At 61.4% G+C, this 18,068-nt stretch carries 18 protein-coding genes, 1 tRNA gene and 1 pseudogene; 3 read left to right on the forward strand and 17 right to left on the reverse strand.

Annotated features, from left to right (window positions below; translation table 11 throughout):
* Nucleotides 1-15: 15 nt before the first annotated feature.
* The 3 genes from FXN63_RS25945 to FXN63_RS25955 form a co-directional block, all read right to left on the reverse strand.
* The gene (locus FXN63_RS25945) at nt 16-1,056 is read right to left on the reverse strand and encodes a FecR domain-containing protein (RefSeq protein ID WP_148818517.1); all 1,041 of its coding nucleotides are present in this window, start codon (nt 1,054-1,056) and stop codon (nt 16-18) included.
* A 38-nt stretch (nt 1,057-1,094) separates the two neighbouring features.
* Nucleotides 1,095-1,604 carry a sigma-70 family RNA polymerase sigma factor gene (locus tag FXN63_RS25950; RefSeq protein WP_148818519.1) on the reverse strand — a complete coding sequence of 170 codons (510 nt, stop codon included), beginning with the start codon at nt 1,602-1,604 and terminating at the stop codon, nt 1,095-1,097.
* Between the two features lie 282 nt (nt 1,605-1,886).
* Nucleotides 1,887-2,486: a TetR/AcrR family transcriptional regulator gene (locus FXN63_RS25955; protein ID WP_148818521.1), complete on the reverse strand. Its 600-nt coding sequence runs from the start codon at nt 2,484-2,486 to the stop codon at nt 1,887-1,889.
* A gap of 105 nt (nt 2,487-2,591) precedes the next feature.
* Here FXN63_RS25955 and FXN63_RS25960 point away from each other — a divergent pair, with 105 nt between their 5' ends.
* Complete coding sequence (locus FXN63_RS25960) at nt 2,592-3,332, forward strand: SDR family NAD(P)-dependent oxidoreductase (protein WP_148818523.1); 741 nt, start codon at nt 2,592-2,594, stop codon at nt 3,330-3,332.
* Between the two features lie 282 nt (nt 3,333-3,614).
* Complete coding sequence (locus tag FXN63_RS25965; RefSeq protein ID WP_148818525.1) at nt 3,615-4,202, forward strand: BPSL1445 family SYLF domain-containing lipoprotein; 588 nt, start codon at nt 3,615-3,617, stop codon at nt 4,200-4,202.
* Between the two features lie 133 nt (nt 4,203-4,335).
* On the opposite strand, the gene FXN63_RS25970 is transcribed toward FXN63_RS25965, so the two are convergent.
* Complete coding sequence (locus tag FXN63_RS25970) at nt 4,336-4,719, reverse strand: Rap1a/Tai family immunity protein (RefSeq protein ID WP_246164973.1); 384 nt, start codon at nt 4,717-4,719, stop codon at nt 4,336-4,338.
* Between the two features lie 109 nt (nt 4,720-4,828).
* Nucleotides 4,829-5,656, reverse strand: a complete 828-nt coding sequence (locus tag FXN63_RS25975; RefSeq protein ID WP_148818527.1) for a tetratricopeptide repeat protein — start codon at nt 5,654-5,656, stop codon at nt 4,829-4,831.
* Nucleotides 5,657-5,855: 199 nt separating this feature from the next.
* Between FXN63_RS25975 and FXN63_RS26860 the strand changes: the two genes are divergently transcribed.
* Complete coding sequence (locus FXN63_RS26860; RefSeq protein WP_187395039.1) at nt 5,856-6,011, forward strand: hypothetical protein; 156 nt, start codon at nt 5,856-5,858, stop codon at nt 6,009-6,011.
* Between the two features lie 9 nt (nt 6,012-6,020).
* Here FXN63_RS26860 and FXN63_RS25980 read toward each other — a convergent pair.
* From FXN63_RS25980 to FXN63_RS26035, 12 genes and pseudogenes are all read right to left on the reverse strand, one after another.
* Nucleotides 6,021-6,904: pseudogene (locus FXN63_RS25980) on the reverse strand (PDDEXK nuclease domain-containing protein).
* Between the two features lie 225 nt (nt 6,905-7,129).
* Nucleotides 7,130-8,221: a redox-regulated ATPase YchF gene (ychF, locus tag FXN63_RS25985; RefSeq protein ID WP_148818529.1), complete on the reverse strand. Its 1,092-nt coding sequence runs from the start codon at nt 8,219-8,221 to the stop codon at nt 7,130-7,132.
* Nucleotides 8,222-8,475: 254 nt separating this feature from the next.
* Complete coding sequence (locus FXN63_RS25990; protein ID WP_148818531.1) at nt 8,476-9,543, reverse strand: SDR family oxidoreductase; 1,068 nt, start codon at nt 9,541-9,543, stop codon at nt 8,476-8,478.
* Between the two features lie 48 nt (nt 9,544-9,591).
* Nucleotides 9,592-10,665 carry an acyltransferase family protein gene (locus tag FXN63_RS25995; protein ID WP_148818533.1) on the reverse strand — a complete coding sequence of 358 codons (1,074 nt, stop codon included), beginning with the start codon at nt 10,663-10,665 and terminating at the stop codon, nt 9,592-9,594.
* A gap of 167 nt (nt 10,666-10,832) precedes the next feature.
* A complete protein-coding gene (locus tag FXN63_RS26000) occupies nt 10,833-11,615 on the reverse strand; it encodes a CPBP family glutamic-type intramembrane protease (protein WP_187395040.1) in 783 nt (260 codons plus the stop codon).
* 50 nt (nt 11,616-11,665) lie between these two features.
* Entirely contained in the window at nt 11,666-12,268 is a 603-nt protein-coding gene (gene pth, locus FXN63_RS26005) for an aminoacyl-tRNA hydrolase (protein ID WP_148818538.1), read from the reverse strand.
* A gap of 165 nt (nt 12,269-12,433) precedes the next feature.
* Complete coding sequence (locus FXN63_RS26010) at nt 12,434-13,036, reverse strand: 50S ribosomal protein L25/general stress protein Ctc (RefSeq protein WP_148818540.1); 603 nt, start codon at nt 13,034-13,036, stop codon at nt 12,434-12,436.
* Between the two features lie 137 nt (nt 13,037-13,173).
* Nucleotides 13,174-14,124, reverse strand: coding sequence for a ribose-phosphate pyrophosphokinase (locus tag FXN63_RS26015; RefSeq protein WP_187395041.1), 951 nt, complete (start codon nt 14,122-14,124; stop codon nt 13,174-13,176).
* A 134-nt stretch (nt 14,125-14,258) separates the two neighbouring features.
* A tRNA-Gln gene (locus FXN63_RS26020) sits at nt 14,259-14,332 on the reverse strand.
* Nucleotides 14,333-14,434: 102 nt separating this feature from the next.
* Complete coding sequence (ispE, locus tag FXN63_RS26025; protein ID WP_148818542.1) at nt 14,435-15,427, reverse strand: 4-(cytidine 5'-diphospho)-2-C-methyl-D-erythritol kinase; 993 nt, start codon at nt 15,425-15,427, stop codon at nt 14,435-14,437.
* A 154-nt stretch (nt 15,428-15,581) separates the two neighbouring features.
* Nucleotides 15,582-16,178, reverse strand: a complete 597-nt coding sequence (gene lolB, locus FXN63_RS26030) for a lipoprotein insertase outer membrane protein LolB (protein WP_246164974.1) — start codon at nt 16,176-16,178, stop codon at nt 15,582-15,584.
* Nucleotides 16,178-18,025, reverse strand: a complete 1,848-nt coding sequence (locus tag FXN63_RS26035; RefSeq protein WP_148818544.1) for a tetratricopeptide repeat protein — start codon at nt 18,023-18,025, stop codon at nt 16,178-16,180. The genes lolB and FXN63_RS26035 overlap by 1 nt, the downstream gene beginning before the upstream one ends.
* Nucleotides 18,026-18,068 lie beyond the last annotated feature (43 nt).

The raw sequence follows: 18,068 nt of genomic DNA on the forward strand, positions 1-18,068 counted from the left end.
CTGTCGATACGGCGATCACGCCGCGCGCACCGTCACCCAGTAACGCGTGCGTGTGTCCACCCGTACCGGCAGGCTGTCCTGCAACGCCGCCAGGATCTGATCGGTATCGGCAATCGGAAACGTGCCGGTCAGCCGAAGGTCGGCCACGTTGGCATCCCAGCCCAGTCTGCCCGGCCGATAACGGCCCAGATCGGCCAGGAATCCACCCAAGGGGCGGCGTACCGCTACCAGCACCCCACCCATCCACGCATGGGTCTGCAGATCCAGCGGTTCGACCGTGCCCGTGGCCTGACGGGTGAAGGTGCATTGCTCACCAGCCCGCAATGGCTGCGACATGCCCTCACGGCAAGTGAGCAAAACATCTCCCGCATGCACACCGACCTGCGTGGATGCAGCCAGGTCTTCAAGACGACGCACGCTGAAACGCGTGGGCACGCCCTTGGCCGCCGACTGCACGGCCCCGTCAGCGGTTTCTATCCAGATTGGCGGAATGGGTTCGGCACTGCGGGTATCGATCATCAATTCGCCATCGAGCAGGCGGATACGCCGCTGGCTGGCGTTGCACGCCACCTCGATCTCGGTGCGGGTGTTCAGCCGCAACCGGGTGCCGTCTGCCAGGACCAGGCTGCGCTGCTCACCAACGCCGGTCTGATGCCGCTCGGCTGACAGCGCACGCCCAGACAGATTCAGCATTTCGCTGCCAACGACCAAGGGCACGAACACTGCAGCGGCCTTCAGCACGCGACGACGCTGACATACGCGCTTTTCGGCCGACAGCACCGACGCAGCGGCCAGGGGCCCAACACGTTCAGCGGTATGCCGCAGGTAGCGGCCCATGTCGCTCAGTTGTTCCCAGGCTCGCTGATGCTCGACATCGGCCTGCCGCCAAGCCAGGCAAGCGTCCTCTTCGTCCCGGGTTGCGGCCCCCGACTGCAAGGTGGCAAACCACACGCAGGCCTGATGAAGGACATCCGGGGCAACAGCACCCCGTGCAGCGCCATCGTGATCGGGCCGGCCGGCACGCAGCGTGGACCCATGCAATACGAGATCAGTCATGGTTTGCAGACATGGGCAAAAGCCAGCCTTTCCTGGAATCAGGCATGCAGGGCCAGATAGCAGTGCTGCATCGCACGCACCATGTATTTCTGCACCATGTTGACCGAGGTTGCCATTTGATCAGCGATCTGCGCATAGCTCAGCCCATCGAACTGCGACAGCAGAAATGCTTCGCGCACACGCGGCGGAAGTCCATCGAGCATGGTGCCGATGGCAGTCAGGGTTTCGACCAGAATGGCCATCGTCTCTGCGCTTGGCCACTGCGGCTCTGGCAGTTGCGCCAGGGTTTGCAGATAGGCGCGCTCGATTTCACGTCGGCGGACATGGTTGACCATCAGGCCGTGCGCAATGGTCGTCAGGTAGGCGCGCGGCTCGCGCAATTCGATCGTGCGGCGCGACGCCAAGACACGCAGAAAAACGTCATGCGCCAGATCGGCCGCGTCTGAGGTGCTGCCAAGTTTTTTCCGCAACCATCCTTGCAACCAGCTGTGGTGATGGGTGTAGAGCTTGTCCACGCAATCGGGATCGGCGAACTGGGCCGGCTGCATCCAGGGGCTTCCATCCAGAGGCTTGCATAAGACACGGACGAACCGCGGCAATCAAATGCGTATGAGAATCGATATCATTATGAATAATTTATGAAACTTTGGATATCGAGATGCGCCAATGTGTCGCGGCACGATCATCAGGGTTAACCCTTTGATTGACACACGTTTGCAGCTTTCTAGGTGATGGCAGCGCTTGTCTGCTCCAGTGTCTGCTCCATTGCCGCTGACAGCCGATATGCCACAGATCGCCTGGCTGACTCGCCGGAATCAGCCTAGACGAAATCAGCGTGGTGACCCCGGCCACGCGCGCATGGCCGCCTCAGCCATGGCCTCCAGCTCAGCTTGGCTCGCCCCATCGCGCGCCTGCACCGACATGCCTTGCTGCACACCCAGGAACATGCGGGCCGTGCCTTCCACATTCAGGGATGCAGGCAACTCGCCTTCATTAACCGCCCGACGCAGCCGGGCTTCCAAGGCTGCCAAGGCACCGTTTCTGCCCGCCACGACAAGCCGGCCCAGGTCTTCCACGCCCTCACTGGCCACCGTCGACAACGTCAACATGCAGCCCTTGGGACAGGTTTCCTGAGTCAACAGATGCGCCGACGCGGTCAGGAAATGCTCGAACCCTTCGCGAGCCGTTGCAGCTGCTTCGATGGGTGCCCACAGTTGCGGGGAGAACGACTCCACGTAATGCGCCATTGCCTCGGCATACAGCGCTTCCTTGCTGCCGAAAGCCGCGTACAGGCTAGGCGAGTTGATGCCCATGCATTGGCACAGATCGGTCATCGACGTGGCCGTGAATCCCTTTTCCCAGAACAAGGTCATGGCTGCGTTCAAGGCCGCATCACGATCAAAGGCCCGGGGTCGTCCACGCGCTGCCATTGCTGATCCGTAATTTATGTATTGATCGACATAATATTCTCGTTGACAGGCATCGGCAAACGCAGGCACATTTCTGTATCGATCAACACAAAAAAAAGATCAGTCATGACACAACTCGCAGGTAAACGCGCTCTTGTCACCGGTGCCAGCCGCGGAATCGGCCGCGCCATCGCCGAAGCCCTGGCCGCACAAGGCGCAGACGTTGCCATCACCTATCAATCGTCCGCCGACAAAGCACAGGAAGTCGTGCGCGCCATCGAGGCCACCGGCCGTCGTGCCGTTGCCATTCAGGCCGACAGCGCCGACCCGCAAGCCGTACAAGCCTCGATCGCACAAACCGTCGAGGCCCTGGGCGGTCTGGACATCCTGGTCAACAACGCTGGTGTCGCGACCTATGAATCGGTTGCCGACGTGAGCCTGACAGAACTGGACAGGCTGCTGAACGTGAATGTCCGCGCAGTCGTGCTGGCCACCCAGGCTGCCTTGCCGCACTTGGGCCAGGGCGGACGCATCATCAACATCGGCAGCAGTCTGGCCGAGCAAGTCCCCTTCCCTGGCGTGACCATCTACTCGATGACCAAGTCGGCACTGATCGCGCTCACCAAGGGCCTGGCCCGCGACGTCGGCCCGCGCGGCATCACCGTGAACATGGTGAACCCCGGCTCGACGGATACCGACATGAACCCCGCCGATGGCGCAAGCGCCGACGGTCAGCGCAGCCTGACGGCGCTGGGCCACTACGGCAAACCTGAAGACGTGGCGGCTGCCGTAGTGTTTCTGGCAAGCCCGGCGGCGAAGCAGATCACGGGTACGCGTCTGACGGTGGATGGCGGGGCCAACGCCTGATTGGTTCGGGCCTAGGGTGGGTAACCAGGCCGCCGCGCAGAATTTGCCATCGGCATGCTGCATGGCTGGTAAACGTTACCTTCGATCGAGCCGCAGTTGGTCTCAAGTGGATGAGTTGCAGCAAATCTGCGCAGCGCAATTCATCCCATCTCTCTGAAGGAAAACAGGTCAGGACCGCTTTTTGCTGATCCGTCGCCCAGCACAGGCAATTCACGCCGAAAGCGAAAGCCGACACATTCCGTAAGCCGGCCTTCTTTGCCCGTCTTCCCCCAGGAGAAACCCATGCGCTTCCAACGTCTCGCCATCGTCGCCACCATTGCAGCATCCGCCGTCTTCGCCGGTTGCACGACGACGACCACCACCCCGAAGGCCGACAGCAACAAGACCACCGCCGCTGAAAAGCGCACCTCGGTGAACAGTGCCGCTGACGCCACGCTGGCCCGCCTGTATCAGCAGTCGCCGGACAGCCGCGCGCTGGTGCAACGTGCACGCGCTGTGCTGATCTTCCCGGAAGTGCTGAGCGGTGCGTTCGTGGTGGGCCTGGAGCACGGCACTGGCGTGCTGCGCGTTGGCGGCCGTAACGAAGGCTATTACACGACCACCGGCGGCTCGATCGGCTTCCAGGCTGGCGCACAATCGAAGGCCATGGTCATCGCTTTTGCGACCGACGCGGCTTACCAGAAGTTCATCAACAGCAAGGGCTGGACGGTTGGCGCTGACGCCACCGTTGCCGTGGCCAGCATCGGTGCCAACGGCAACGTTGACTCGAACACGGCTCGCCAGCCGGTCGTCGCTTTCGTGATGAACAACGGTGGCCTGATGGCTGGTGTGTCGATCGACGGCACCAAGATCTCGCCGGCCAACTTCTAAGTGGACGCTTGAGCGGGTGCCACGGCACCTGCTCTCGTCGGATAGGCCAGCACGCAGAGTCGGTTCACGCCGACCCTGCGTTTTTTTCGTCTTGACCACGGTGGCTCGCAGCAACCTGGTTGCCGCCACGCGCCTACGCCGCAGGTTTACTTGCCTGACAAGGAAATGCGCGACCCAGTGCGTTGGCTACCAGCGGTGCCGCCTTGCCGCGCAAACCCGCTTCGGGCCGGTCGGTCAGATAGGTGTGAACCCGGTCGCTCAATTCGTGAGGCAAGACAGCACCGCGTGTGCACCAGCTTTTACCCTGACCCTGATCGGCAATGCCCGTGATGTAGGCCTGTGCATACGCGGACGAATACAGCTTGCGCATGGCCTCGTCCCTAACTTCGGACGGTCGCTTGCCTTCGAGCGCTTCCTTCAGCTCCGCGCCTGACAGATACCAAGTCCTGTTGTCCTGTGCATGGCAGACGGTTGTGGCCGCGAGCAACACGCACAGGGAGATGAACCGTTTCGACAAGATGCCTCCTGGATGATTTGAATGATGAATCTTTCCTGTGAATAGCATCCTATCCATGTCAAAGATGCATGCTGGCAACAGGCAGATACGATGATCGCAGCAGCTTGAATCAGGCGTTTGAACTGACTGCCTGCTGCTCACGGAAACAGGCTGCCTTGCTTTCGCGGGCAAAATTCTGGGTGGGCGGCCGGCAATACGCATCAGCATGACCAATCGCCTCGTCAAACGCGGCACGGGCTTCATCCATGCGACCCGCGCGAAAGCGCACGCCACCCAGCCATGTCAGCGTGCTTACCCGCTTGCCAGGATCTTCCTCGGCTTCGACATCAGGGATGCTGGCGCTGCGTTCCGCGTAAGCCAGTTCGCCTTCGATGTTGCCCAGCCGTCGTTCGCTGTCGCATAGCAGCCCCAACATATGGCGGACTTGCGGGCTGTCCGGTCCGTACTGGCTCGTCACGTCATCCAGCAGCGGCTCGAACCAGTCCAGACCCATGCGGGCACGTCCGTGCTTGCGCTCGTATACGCCTTTGTTCTTGCGGACAGAGAAAGCTTCGTAAGCGGGCCGACCGAGTTTTTCGTGAAGCAAAAGGGCTTGGTCGAGGTGCATCGCGGCACGGGAATCATCCGTCCAGTCCACGCCGACAGCGGCGCAAAACTGATGCATGAAATACCGCGACTCATCGGATAACGCGCCGCTTGCAAGATGGGCTGCCAGCGCACGGTCGGCATGATCCAGGCAGATTTCCTCGTCGCGCTTGGCTTCGACGATGGCCAGCTCTCGGAACAATGCTGCTTCTGCTGCCGTGTCGGGCAAGTCAGGCACCAGCGCCAACAGATCGTCGCGCATGCCTTCGCCCCAATAGCTCGCATCAGGGTCGTCCAGTACCTGCTTCAAGGCGGCAAATCGTGTGTCGTATCCACGTCGGTCTGAAACCATGCGTCTCCTTTGCGCGAAGCGCGCCGTGAGGCGTTGAACGCAATATGTTGATCGCAAAGTTCAACACATCCACATCTTTCACGATGTAATGCTTTCCTTCAGCGTATGGCCCGCGCTCGTGGATGTCGTGAATGCGCTTACGTCTGCACGCTTTTGCCGCAAGCGACAGTCGAGATTCCGCAAACCCTGCTATCCGACAATGAAAGAAATCACCACGATGAAAGAACTTGTCCCTTTCATCGCTGCGCCGCTGGCCATCCTGGTCTTTTCAGTTGACCTGATCTGCGCGTTGGTAATGTGGTTCAGTCCATCGGGTGGTGGCATGCTCTTTATGCTCGGTACCGTACCAAGTTAGGCGATGCACTCACTCATGCTCGCCTCCCACCTCGCGTTCGATTTGCTCGATGCTGGGCAGGCTGGTTTGCAGTTCTTCAGGCAGGGATGCCAACAGTTGGTACTCGGCAATGCTCATGGGCTGGGATTTGCCGCCCAAGGCGTATTCGGCCACAACCTTGTTCTTGCTCTTGCACAACATAAGCCAATGGTGGGGTTGTCCTGCTCGCTTTTGACTTGGCGATCGATGGCAGTAAGGTAGAAGCCCAGTTGCCCCAGGTGCTCTGGTTTGAATGCGCCGCCCTTGAGTTCGATCACCACGTAGCAGCGCAGCTTGAGGTGGTAGAACAGCAAGTCGATGAAGAATTCGTCACCACCCACGTTCACCAGCACCTGACGGCCAACGAAAGCAAAGCCGGCACCAAGCTCCAGCAAGAATTCGGTGACGTGTTTGACCAACGCGCTTTCTATTTCGCGCTCCTGCGCTTCATCGGTCAGACCCAAAAAATCGAAACGATATGGGTCTTTCAGTGATTCGCGGGCGAGGTCGGATTGAAGGACAGGTAGACGGGCGTCAAAATTGGTCACGGCGTTGCTGCTGCGTTCCAGCAAACGGGATTCAATCTGCATCACCAAGACATTGCGCGACCAGTTGTGTTCGATTGCCTTGGCGACATACCACTGCCGAGCTTCCAAGCTGGGCAGCTTGTCCAGCAAAGCGAGTTGATGGTACCAAGGCAATTGTGCAAGCACTGCTTGCACAAAGTCGGCGTCCGGCCAGGCTTGGGCAAAAGCGCGCATGTACTTGAGGTTGCGCGGGGAAAAGCCTTTCATGTCCGGGAAGGCGGTGCGCAAATCATGCGCCAGCCGTTCAATGACCTTGGCCCCCCATCCCTGCTTAGTGTGTCGCTGCAAAGGGGCAGCGTCGGCAGGCCATTGCTAACATCCCGATTAAACGGAAAGACAGCATTCCTGTTTTGAGTGTTTTTTTACCCTGGTGTCCGAACGCACGATTGGCTTGGACTAAGACCACACATGGGTGGAATGCATACCTCGACCAAAACGAGAGGTCGATGTTGAAGAGTAAAAATCAAGCCACCGTGGGAGCGTCGTCCCACGGTGCAATACACAAAGAGCCGCTTAGACGTTGAACAAGAAGTTCAACACGTCCCCATCCTTCACGATGTAGTCCTTGCCTTCCGCACGCATCTTGCCCGCTTCCTTGGCTGCCGACTCGCCCTTGAACTTGATGAAGTCATCAAACGCAATCGTCTGCGCGCGGATGTAGCCGCGCTCGAAGTCAGTGTGGATCACGCCAGCGGCTTGGGGGCCGGTGGCACCGATCGGCACGGTCCAGGCGCGCACTTCCTTCACGCCGGCGGTGAAGTAGGTCTGCAGGCCCAGCAGCTTGAAGGCGGCGCGGATCAGGCGGTTCAGGCCCGGCTCTTCCATGCCCATGGAGTCCAGGAATTCCTTGCGGTCGGCTTCTTCCATTTCACCGATTTCGGCTTCGATGGCGGCGGAAATGGCAACCACCGGGGCGTTCTGCTTGGCCGCGTATTCTTTCAGGCGGTCGAGCATCGGGTTGTTCTCGAAGCCGTCTTCCGACACGTTGCCCACGTACATGGCGGGCTTGGCGGTGATGAAGCACATTTGCGCCATCAGGCCCAGGTCGTCGCTGCTCAGGCCCATCGAGCGGATCGGCTTGGCCTGGTCCAGGTGGGCGATGACTTTTTCCAGCACGGCGACGATCTTGGCGGCATCTTTGTCGCCTGAGCGTGCGGTCTTGGCGAAGCGATGCAAGGCCTTGTCGGCGGTTTGCATGTCGGCCAGGGCCAGTTCGGTTTCGATGGTTTCGATGTCGGCGATCGGGTCGACCTTGCCGGCTACGTGGATCACGTTCGAATCCTCGAAGCAACGCACCACGTTGATGATGGCGTTGGTTTCGCGGATGTGGGCCAGGAACTGGTTGCCCAGGCCTTCACCCTTGCTGGCGCCCGCCACGAGGCCTGCGATGTCGACGAATTCGACGGTCGCGGATACGATGCGCTCGGGTTTGACGATTTCTGCCAGCTGGTCCAGACGCGGGTCCGGCACTTCGACCACACCGGTGTTCGGCTCGATGGTGCAGAAGGGGTAGTTTTCGGCAGCGATGCCGGCTTTGGTCAGGGCGTTGAAGAGCGTGGATTTGCCGACGTTGGGCAGGCCCACGATGCCGCATTGCAGGGCCATGGTATTCCTTTGGTTATCGAGGCACGGGACAAGCCGGTCGGGCGTCCGCGATGCGCGCACCGCGCAGGCGATGCAGCGGCAGGTTCGGGGTTGGATTGGGGAGACTACAGCCGGATTGCTTCAACAGTCGTGTCTTCGCCTGGCCCCGGAAAGTCCAAGATTGTAGCCCCCAGGGGGACCTGCATCAAAGGTGATCCCCGGGAGTGTCTCGTGGGCGCACTTCTGCAGGCACCCCCGCCTGCTCGATCAACGTATCAGGGGATCAGCCGATCTGCCCGCAGTTGCGTGAACAGGTCGAAGAAGGACTCATCCGTTGCCTGGTAGGCGGTGAAGCCCAGCTTGCGGCTGTTGGCCATGTCGGTCATGACTTCAATGGGCCGGCCCAGATCCAGATCGGTATGCCAGGGCGACGCGAGGCGCGTCAGATCGGGTTCCACCAGACCATGCCGTTGCGCGATGTCGCGCCAGAGGGGGCCGTCACCGGCCATCTCGGCTTCCAGCGGATGAAGGGTGCCGTCGAAACCGACAGCCTTCACGCCGAACCAGTCGGCCAGCCATCCCCACAACCAGCTCCAGCGGAAAATGTCGCCGTTGACGATGTTGAAGGCTTGGTTGCGTGCGGCCGGCGTTTTTGCCGCCCACACCAGCTGCTGCGCCAGTACCCGGGCGTCGGTCACATCCGACAGGCCTTTCCACTGCGCTTCCGACCCGGGCCAGCGGAACGGCCGTCCGGTTTCCTTGCAGATCGACGCGTAGACGGCCAGCGTGGTGCCCAGGTTCATCGCGTTGCCCACGGCCTTGCCGATGACGGTGTGCGGGCGGTGGATGCTCCAGCCGAAGCCGTCACGTGCGGCGGCAGCGTAGACCTCGTCTTCCTGCGCGTAGTAGAAGTTCTCGACATCCAGCCGTGGCCGAGATTCGCGAAGGGGTGTGGGGGGCAGTACGCCTTCGCGTGCATAGGCGTCGAAGGGGCCAAGGTAATGCTTGAGCCCGGTGACCAGTGCCACATGCCGCACGTGCCTGCCGGCCGACAAGGCCTCAAGCAGGTTGCGCACCATGGCGGCGTTGACCCGAATGTTCTCGGCTTCCGTGGTTTGCCGCATCCAGGTGGTGATGAACACGTGGCTGGGTGCCACGTCTTGCAATGCGTGCCACAGGCTGCCCGGGTCGAGCAGGTCGGCGGCAATCGGCACCACGCCTGGCACGCCTGCGTCGGGCTTGCGTGCCAGTCCGTACACTTTCCATCCGTCAGCGATCAGGGCGCGGGCGGCATTGCTGCCAGTTATGCCGCTTGCACCGGCGATCAGGGCGACCTTGCTCATGCTGACTCCACACGACGTATCCAGGCCGCCCATGATACGGGCGGTGGTTCACGCGTAGCGTAGCGAAGGCTTTTCAGTACGTTCCCGAAGGTAAGCGCTCAGGGGTTTCTCGACCCACAGATGGAAGGCCACCGCCACGATCACGCACACGATGAAGGTACCGACGTAGGTGATGACGGCACCCAGCATGCCAAGCTGACCCAGACCTATTGCCATCGCCAGCTTGCAGACAATGGACAGCACTGGGTAGTGAATCAGGTACAGCACAAAGGACGCGTTGCCCAGCAGCTGCATCCAGCGGTTGCCCATCACGACCTGCCCCTTGTCTTCGGCCCGCACCAGACCAATCGCCAGGAAGCCAGCAGCAATACCGTAGATCAGCGTGCGGCCGTCATTGTCGAAGCTGCTGTCATGGACGGTCAGCGAGGCAACCACCCCGAAGATGATCAAGGCCAGCACCGCCAGCCGCATCGGCTTTTCGATCACGACCTTGGACGACTTGTTGATCATGGCAACCAACATGCCGATGGCGAACAGCCACAGGTACGGACTGAGGATGAACGACACTACGAAGGGTTGGTGGACATCCAGGTAGAACAGCTTGAGTCCTACCCACGCAGCCACCATGATCGGCAGGAACCACTTGCTGATGATCAGCAGGCCGAACAGCAGGTAGAAAAATACCTCGTGATGGAGCGTCCAGGCCACCGTGATGACTGGAGCACCGGTGCCGCCGATCACGTTCTTGTCCTGCGGGATCAGGAACAGGCCCTTCACCAGGATTTCAAGATCGTGTGGCACCGTGTCGCGTGTTGCCGGAATGGCCACCGCGAGGAAGAACACGGCGAAGAAGATCGCCCAGAAGACCGGGAACACGCGTATGAAGCGCTTGCTCAGGTACCGTCCCAGCCGGTGCGGTTTCGAGAAATCCGAGCTGTGTGCGGTGCAGATGATGAAGCCGCTGAGCACAAAGAAGGAATCGATACAGAGCATGCCGAACGAGAACGGGATCTTGAATATGTCTGTCCCGAAATACTTGTCTGCGGCCAGCGTCAGCCCCAGGTGATAGAGCACCACCACGATGGCCGCGATGGCCCGTCCTGATTGCAATGACTTGTACATACGCCGACCTTTCGCTGTTGGGTGTGTCGTGAAGACGAGTCCCGCGCCTCAATCTCATCCGTGGGGGGAGGGACTTGAGCTCGACTATCAGCGTTTTCCGGCCGGTTGGGCATGCCCCGCTCTGCATTGTTTAGAAACTCGGGCATAGCGCAAACCCCACGCTCGCGTCAGTACAGGTACAGCAGAAACAGCGGCAGCGAATTGAAGCCAGCATGCATGGCAATGGCGGCACCGATGCCTTGACGCACCCGCATCCAGGCCAGCACCAGGCCGGTGAACCATTGCGGCAGCACCACCAGCGGCAACAGCCACCAAGCGGTGTCGCCGCCCTGGTAGTTGCCAAGGTGGCCTAGCGCGAACGCCAGCACCGACAGATGCAGGTAGATGGGGAAACGGCGGCGCAAGCGGCGCAGACGTGCCCACGGCAAGGCCTGTGTGGGCTGCAGCACCTGTACCAGCCGCCATGCGCCCAGCGACACGACGATCAGGGCCAGCCACCAACCTGGCCCGAGCAGAAATGCGGCGGCGGCCATCAGGGTATACAGCGGCCAACCAGGCGGTCTGCGCAGCCAGAAACGGAACAACATCTCTTCGACCAGCGGTGCCCACAGCACCACATAGGGCCACTGGGATGGCAGAAGTGGGCGGACCCGCTCTACCCCATTGCCATCGGCCACGCCGACGGCAAGCGGCCCCAGCACCATGAAATTGACGGTCCAGAGCACAACCAGCCAGAACAGCAGGCGTGACAGCGCAAGGCCGGACGTCCACTCTGCTGCGGCACCGGACACAGGCACGCGACCGGCCAGCCGGCCAGCCCCGCGCCGCAACGTCGGGTGTTTCAGAAAGGCCAGGAAATCGCCCAGTTCGCGCCAGAGCGAAAGACGGCCAGGTGTGGTCGGGGATTTACCGGCTTGTGTGTCAGCCGGATCAAGACGGCGGTCCGACACGCGCGGGCCCGGAGCCTGGTCCTGGTCAGCGCCGTCTTGCCCGCCCGGTGTCATTTCTCGTTGGCCGTGTGCAGCGAGTGCGTCGCGCGTTCGACATCGCCTTTCAGCAGGAAGGGAATGACGACGCGGCAGCGGTCGATGGTTTGATCGATGGGTGTCTGCTCTTCACGACGTGGGGGGTGCAGCACAAAGTCCGCCACGGGTTGCGCAAGGTTCAAGGTGCGCGGGTGACCGATACCCAGACGCAGCCGCCAGAAATTCGGTGTGCCCAAGGCGGCCTGAATATCTTTCAATCCGTTGTGGCCGGCATGCCCGCCGCCTTGTTTCATCTTCACCTGGCCCGGCAGCAGATCCAGTTCGTCGTGGGCAACCAGCACCTGTTCCGGATTGAACTTGTAGAACCTTGCGACCGCGCCCACCGCTTGGCCTGAGCGGTTCATGTAGGTCATGGGCTGGAGCAAGATGATCTGCTCGCCATCGACACGTGCCTTGGCGACGTTGCCGAAGAAGGCTTTTTCGAAGCTGAAGCTGGTTTTCAGATCGCCCGCAATCTGGTCAAGCAGCCAGAAACCGGCGTTGTGGCGCGTGCGTTCGTATTCCGGCCCGGGATTGCCGAGGCCGACGATCAGGCGAATGGGAGAGACAAGAGGCATTGCGATTCATGGGCCGGGTCGTGGACAGGTGCCATTGTAGGCGCTGGCATCTGGCTCGACGGCTGCGCAAGCGCGAATCGCCGTTGGGTGTGCGCCCATGAAAAAACCCGCCAGGCTTGCACCTGGCGGGTTTTCATCTTCGACGCGCAAGCGTCGAGGAAATGCTTATTCTGCTGCGCCTTCGGCTTCGTCTTCAGCCGAGACCAGCGGAGCCAGTGCCGTCACGACAGCCGGATCTTCTTCGTTGCCGTGGTTCGGCAGGGTCACGCCCTTCGGCAGCTTCAGTTCCGACAGGTGGATCGACTGGCCAACTTCCAGAGCCGACAGGTCGACTTCGATGAACTGGGGCAGGTCTGCCGGCAGCACATTGATGTCGAGTTCGTTCAGCACGTGGTTGATGATGGCGTTGCCCAGCTTCACAGCCGGCGAGACATCAGCGTTGATGAAATGCAGCGGCACCTTGACGTGGATCGATTGCTTTTCGTTCACGCGCTGGAAGTCAACGTGCAGAACTTGTTGCTTGTAGGGGTGCCATTGCACAGCACGCAGCAGCACTTTTTCGACCTTGCCCGCGACGTCGAGGTCGAGGATGGACGAGTGGAACTCTTCTTTACGCAGCGCGTGGTAGATCGAGTTGTGATCGAGTTCGATGCTGGCGGCTTGGGTGCCAACGCCGTAGACGACGGCGGGCACGCGGCCTGCGCGGCGCAGGCGGCGGCTCGCACTCGATCCCTGTACGCTGCGCTCGGTGGCGATAACGGTGGTCATAGAAGTACTCCAGGTAATGACGCCGCACGACCATCGCGCAGCGTCCGGCACCGCCGCGACCAGCGGCACCGTAAAAGACCGTTGCCCCGACGGGGCAACGGTTAAAGCGTTTTTTTCAGTGCAGCTGTTGGTTGAATTTATTCAACGAACAGCGAGCTGACCGAGTCCGCGCGCGAGATGCGCAGCATGGTTTCGCCGATCAGTGCAGCGCACGACAGCTGGCGGATGCGACCGCAGTTGCGTGCTGCGTCGGACAGCGGGATGGTGTCGGTGACGACCAGCTCATCCAGGTCCGATTCGACGATGCGCGAAATTGCCGAGCCCGACAGCACCGCGTGAGTGCAATACGCGTAGACCGCGAGTGCACCACGTTGCTTCAGGACTTGGGCAGCCTTGCACAGCGTTCCGGCGGTGTCGACCATGTCATCCATGATGATGCAGGTACGACCTTCGACATCACCGATGATGTTCATGACTTCCGACACGTTGGCCTTGGGCCGACGCTTGTCGATGATCGCCAGGTCGACTTCCAGGCGCTTGGCCAGGGCCCGCGCACGCACCACACCACCGACGTCCGGCGACACAACCATCAGATTTTCGAGGCTGCGCTTCCAGATGTCGCCCAACAGAATCGGGGCGGCATAGATGTTGTCGACGGGGATGTCGAAGAAGCCTTGGATCTGGTCGGCGTGCAGGTCCATCGTCATGACACGATCGACGCCAACCACTTGAAGCATGTTGGCCACCACCTTGGCCGAGATCGCGACGCGCGCCGAGCGCGGGCGACGATCCTGGCGCGCGTAGCCGAAGTACGGCAGCGCAGCGGTGATGCGTCCGGCCGATGCGCGGCGAAGCGCGTCGACCATGACCATGATTTCCATGAGGTTATCGTTGGTCGGGACACAGGTCGGTTGCAGCACGAAAACGTCTTTACCGCGGACGTTTTCGTTGATTTCGACCATGATTTCGCCGTCGGAGAACTTGCCGACAGTCATCTTCCCGAGGGGCAGGCCAAGGTGGCTGGCAACATCTGCAGCCAACCGGGGATTGGCCGTCCCGGTGAAGATCATGAAGTTTTCTTGCGCCATGACGGGGAGGGTCCGCGGCTATGACCAGCTTGCGGGCGTGGTGCCCACAGCGCAGTCTGCATCAACAAAACAACAAAGCTGTTGATCTTCCGGCAGTGTGCACCGAAAGCCTCAACAGCTTTTAAGAATGAGGGCTGGGGAAGAAGGATTCGAACCTTCGCATGCCGGAATCAAAATCCGGTGCCTTAACCAGCTTGGCGACTCCCCAACGCGTGAACATCGAACAAGTCCGACGTCCCGATAAAACTTTCTTGCTTGCATGCTTACTTATGCATGCGGCCTGCAACTTAACACATCTTCCGGTCTGAATTCAGATCCAATCCAGAAGTGGGTGCACTTTTAGTCCGGCTGTTGCCTGAACCCATCGTACGCCCTGTATTTTAGGGGCGATTTGCTGCGCTGCGGCAAGTGCCTTGGCTTCCGACTCATGTTCAGTGAAGAGACATGCGCCTGAGCCTGACATTCTAACCTTGCATTGCGATCCGGTCGAATCGACCGCACTTGGACGACTCAAAGACCCCGCTGCAAGCAGCGCATCGACTTCCCGCGCTACCCGGGCCACTTCTTCGAACCGCGCAAACACTACAGGTTCAAGATCGTTGCGACCAAAGCAGCGTTGAAACCCAACGCTTCCAATACCCCCGACTTCGTCAGCAGCACTGGTTTTTCCTGTAAGCCCTCCCCCCGAAGAAAGATTAAGACTCGCAGAAAAGTCCGCTATTGTGATCAGTGGCGTGTCCCTTGTCAAGTCCGGCGCAGTAAATATTGCGCCAGTCGGCACACTCGCATTCGGCTGAATCACAACATACCAGCGCTCGGGCAAGGTCACGGCCTGCAAATCCTCGCCCACGCCTTCGGCAAATGCGTTCTGGCCGAACACAAAAACCGGCACATCGGCCCCCAGCGTCAGGCCGATTCGCATCAATTCCTGGCGCGACAGACCGGTGTTCCACAGCCGATTCAGCGCCACCAGCACACTGGCGGCGTCGCTGGAACCACCACCCAGACCACCGCCGGCAGGCAGATTTTTTTCCAGCGCCACGTTCACGCCATAGCTGGTGCCGGTTGCCTTCTGCAGCGCCAGGGCGGCTCGCAGGCTCAGGTCGATTTCCTCCGGCACACCCGGCAGGTCGATCGCCCGCACCACGCGACCATCGTCGCGACGTTCCAGCTGGATGCGATCCTGCACGTCGATGAAACGAAACACGGTTTGCAGCAGGTGATAGCCGTCGGCACGCCGGCCGGTCACGTGCAGGAACAGGTTCAGCTTGGCGGGTGCGGGGATGTCGTGCAGAGCGGGCATGGCGGAGACAGGGCGAAGAAAAACGGGCCGGGCAAAACCCGAGGTCGCGTGGACCAGTCCGGGTACGCCTGCAAAAAGAACGCCCCCGGGTGGACGGCGGGGCCGAACGAATCCGGCCGATGGCTTACCTGGTGACGACTTATTCCGTGATGACTTATTCAGTGATCACCAGGCGAAGGTCGATGGTGCGGCCCGGCTCGGCGCGCGTCATGTGCAGACGCACCGGACCGGTGTCATCGTATTGGCTCACGCGAACGTCCCAGCCGTCTTGCTCGAAGGCGGTTGCACGGGATTTTTCATCGCGAGCAGAGACTTGTCCGCGCGGCGCATCTGCCACCCGTCCACGCAGCCAGTCGCGCAGACCGGCCACCGGAATCGGGCTGCCCAGCGCCCGCGCAGCCAGTCCGTCCGGATCGGCGGCAAAGGTCTCGCGGCCGTTCGATTCGCGCAGCATGGCACCGTCCGGGCCGGATTCGACCCGCGCCAGCGTCGTGCCCAGTGGGTTCGCCAGATCGAGCACCAGTTTGCGCCCGTCGTCCTGCCAGGCAAAGCCGCCCTGAATCGCTTCCGGCTCTTCCATCGGACGTTGCACACGCAGCGCAAAACGCCCGACACGTGAAATGGTGGTGGCAGCGTCACCCTCTTCGTTCTTGGCAATACGCTGCGGCGTGGCGCAGGCCGCCAGCACCGAGGCCGCAGCCAGGGTGAGCAGCATGCGACGGCCACGACGCATGGCGGTCGACGCCGCCATCAAAGCGTGGCCCCCAGGCGCGTCAAGGTGGCGCGCAGCGACGCGTTGGCGGGTTCCTGACGATTGGCGTCTTGCCACAGGCTGCGTGCTTCGTCGCGCTGGCCGGACACCCACAGGACTTCGCCCAGGTGAACCGCGATTTCAGTGTCCTGACGAATGCTGTAGGCACGGCGCAGGAAGTACAACGCCTGGGTGTTGTTGCCCTGGCGGTAGTAGACCCAGCCCATGCTGTCCAGAATGAACGCGTCATCCGGGGACAGCGACAAGGCCTTTTCGATCAGGGTGCGCGCTTCGTCCAGACGCTCATTGCGGTCGGCCAGCGAGTACCCCAGTGCATTGAATGCATGGGCGTGGCTGGGTTGCAGCACGATCAGGCGACGCAGGAGCGTCTCCATTTCGGTCATGCGGCCTTCGCGTTCGTACAGCATTGCCAGTTCGTACATGATGTCGGGCGTGTCTGGCAGCCGCTTATTGGCGGCTTCCAGCACACTCAGGACTTCCGCCGTCTGACCAGCGCGGCGCAGCACCTGGGCTTCGGTCAGTGCCACCAGCGCAGCTTCACTGTCCTCAGAAGTGGGGATGGCACGCAGCAAGGCGCGGGCAGCGGGCACATCACCCTGCTGGCCGCGCAGCACGGCCTGACGCAGCTGTGCCGTCAGGCGCGCTTCGGGCTCTTCAATGCGACTGAGCAGGTTGAAGGCCTCTTCAGGCTGCTTCTGCTGCTCGGCGATATCTGCCAGCAACAGCAGCACATTGGTGGGATCGGGCACACCCGATGCCCCCGCCTCCGCGCGCTGCGCCTGGATGCTCAGGAACTGGTTCAGAAAGACCTTGGCCTGATCGAGTTGGCCCGACTGGTAGGCGATCAAGCCCTGCAGGTACAGGACTTCGAAATCTTCCGGGTTGCGCTTGGCCATGCCGGCCAGTTCGGTCTGCGCGCTGGTGTAGTCCTGGCGCTGCGCGAAGGCACGCACCACCATCAGGCGCAGATCACGCGCTTCAGGCTGGGCACCCAGGAATTGGCGGGCATCCTGAATGGCGCGGTCGGGCTCGGTTTCGATCCCGAACTGCAACAGCAGCATTGCCGCGAATTCCCACTGTGGACGCAAGGCCAATGCCGCGCGCGCTTCGGCCATGCCGCGCTGCGTGTCACCAGCAAGCCCTGCGGCCTGCGCAATGGCGATGTGCGCCTCGGGCAAATTGAGCACATCGGACAGCGCCGTTTCCAACACTTTCAGGGCGTCCTGCTTGTTTTCGATGCGCGCCAGCACCCGCTGCGCGCGAGCGATTGCCGCCGGCTTGTCGTTTGCGGTGCGGATGCGTTCACGCAAGGTGGCACCCAGGCCATCGACACGGCCGCTGGCAGCGGCCAGCGACAATTCGGCCTGCTTGGCTTCCGGGTCCAGCGGGTCGATGTTGGACCACGCCTGTGCAGCCAGATAAGCAGCCGGGAAATCGCCAGCAGCCATCGAGAATTCAAGCGCGCGACGCGCCAGGCGCGGATCGCGGGTCTTCACCGCCAGATCGGTCAGCGTGCTGGCAGCCGCATCCGTGGCACCGCGCTGGGCGGCGATCTCGGACGCAAGAATCTGGAACAGCAATTCGCCAGTCAGTTCGACCGATGGCAATTCTGGCGTACGACGCGGCCCCGCCGGGGGCGGACGCAGCATGAGCGTCTCGCCATTCGGCCCTTTGGCCGGCTGGAGACTGGGCAGCGATCCACCGCCCGCAGGCGCAGGCACCACCACATCCGGTGTCTGCGCGAGCACGGCAAGCCCCACTCCGAGGCTCAGGCCGACGCCCAAACTGAGCGACGCCAACCCTCGGCGGTACGAAATCAACGACATGGCACAATCCTTGTGGTCCGGCGATCCCCGATGCGAGCTGCGG

Origin of the sequence: Pigmentiphaga aceris (assembly GCF_008119665.1) — a bacterium.
GTDB classification, from domain to species: Bacteria; Pseudomonadota; Gammaproteobacteria; order Burkholderiales; family Burkholderiaceae_B; genus Pigmentiphaga; species Pigmentiphaga aceris.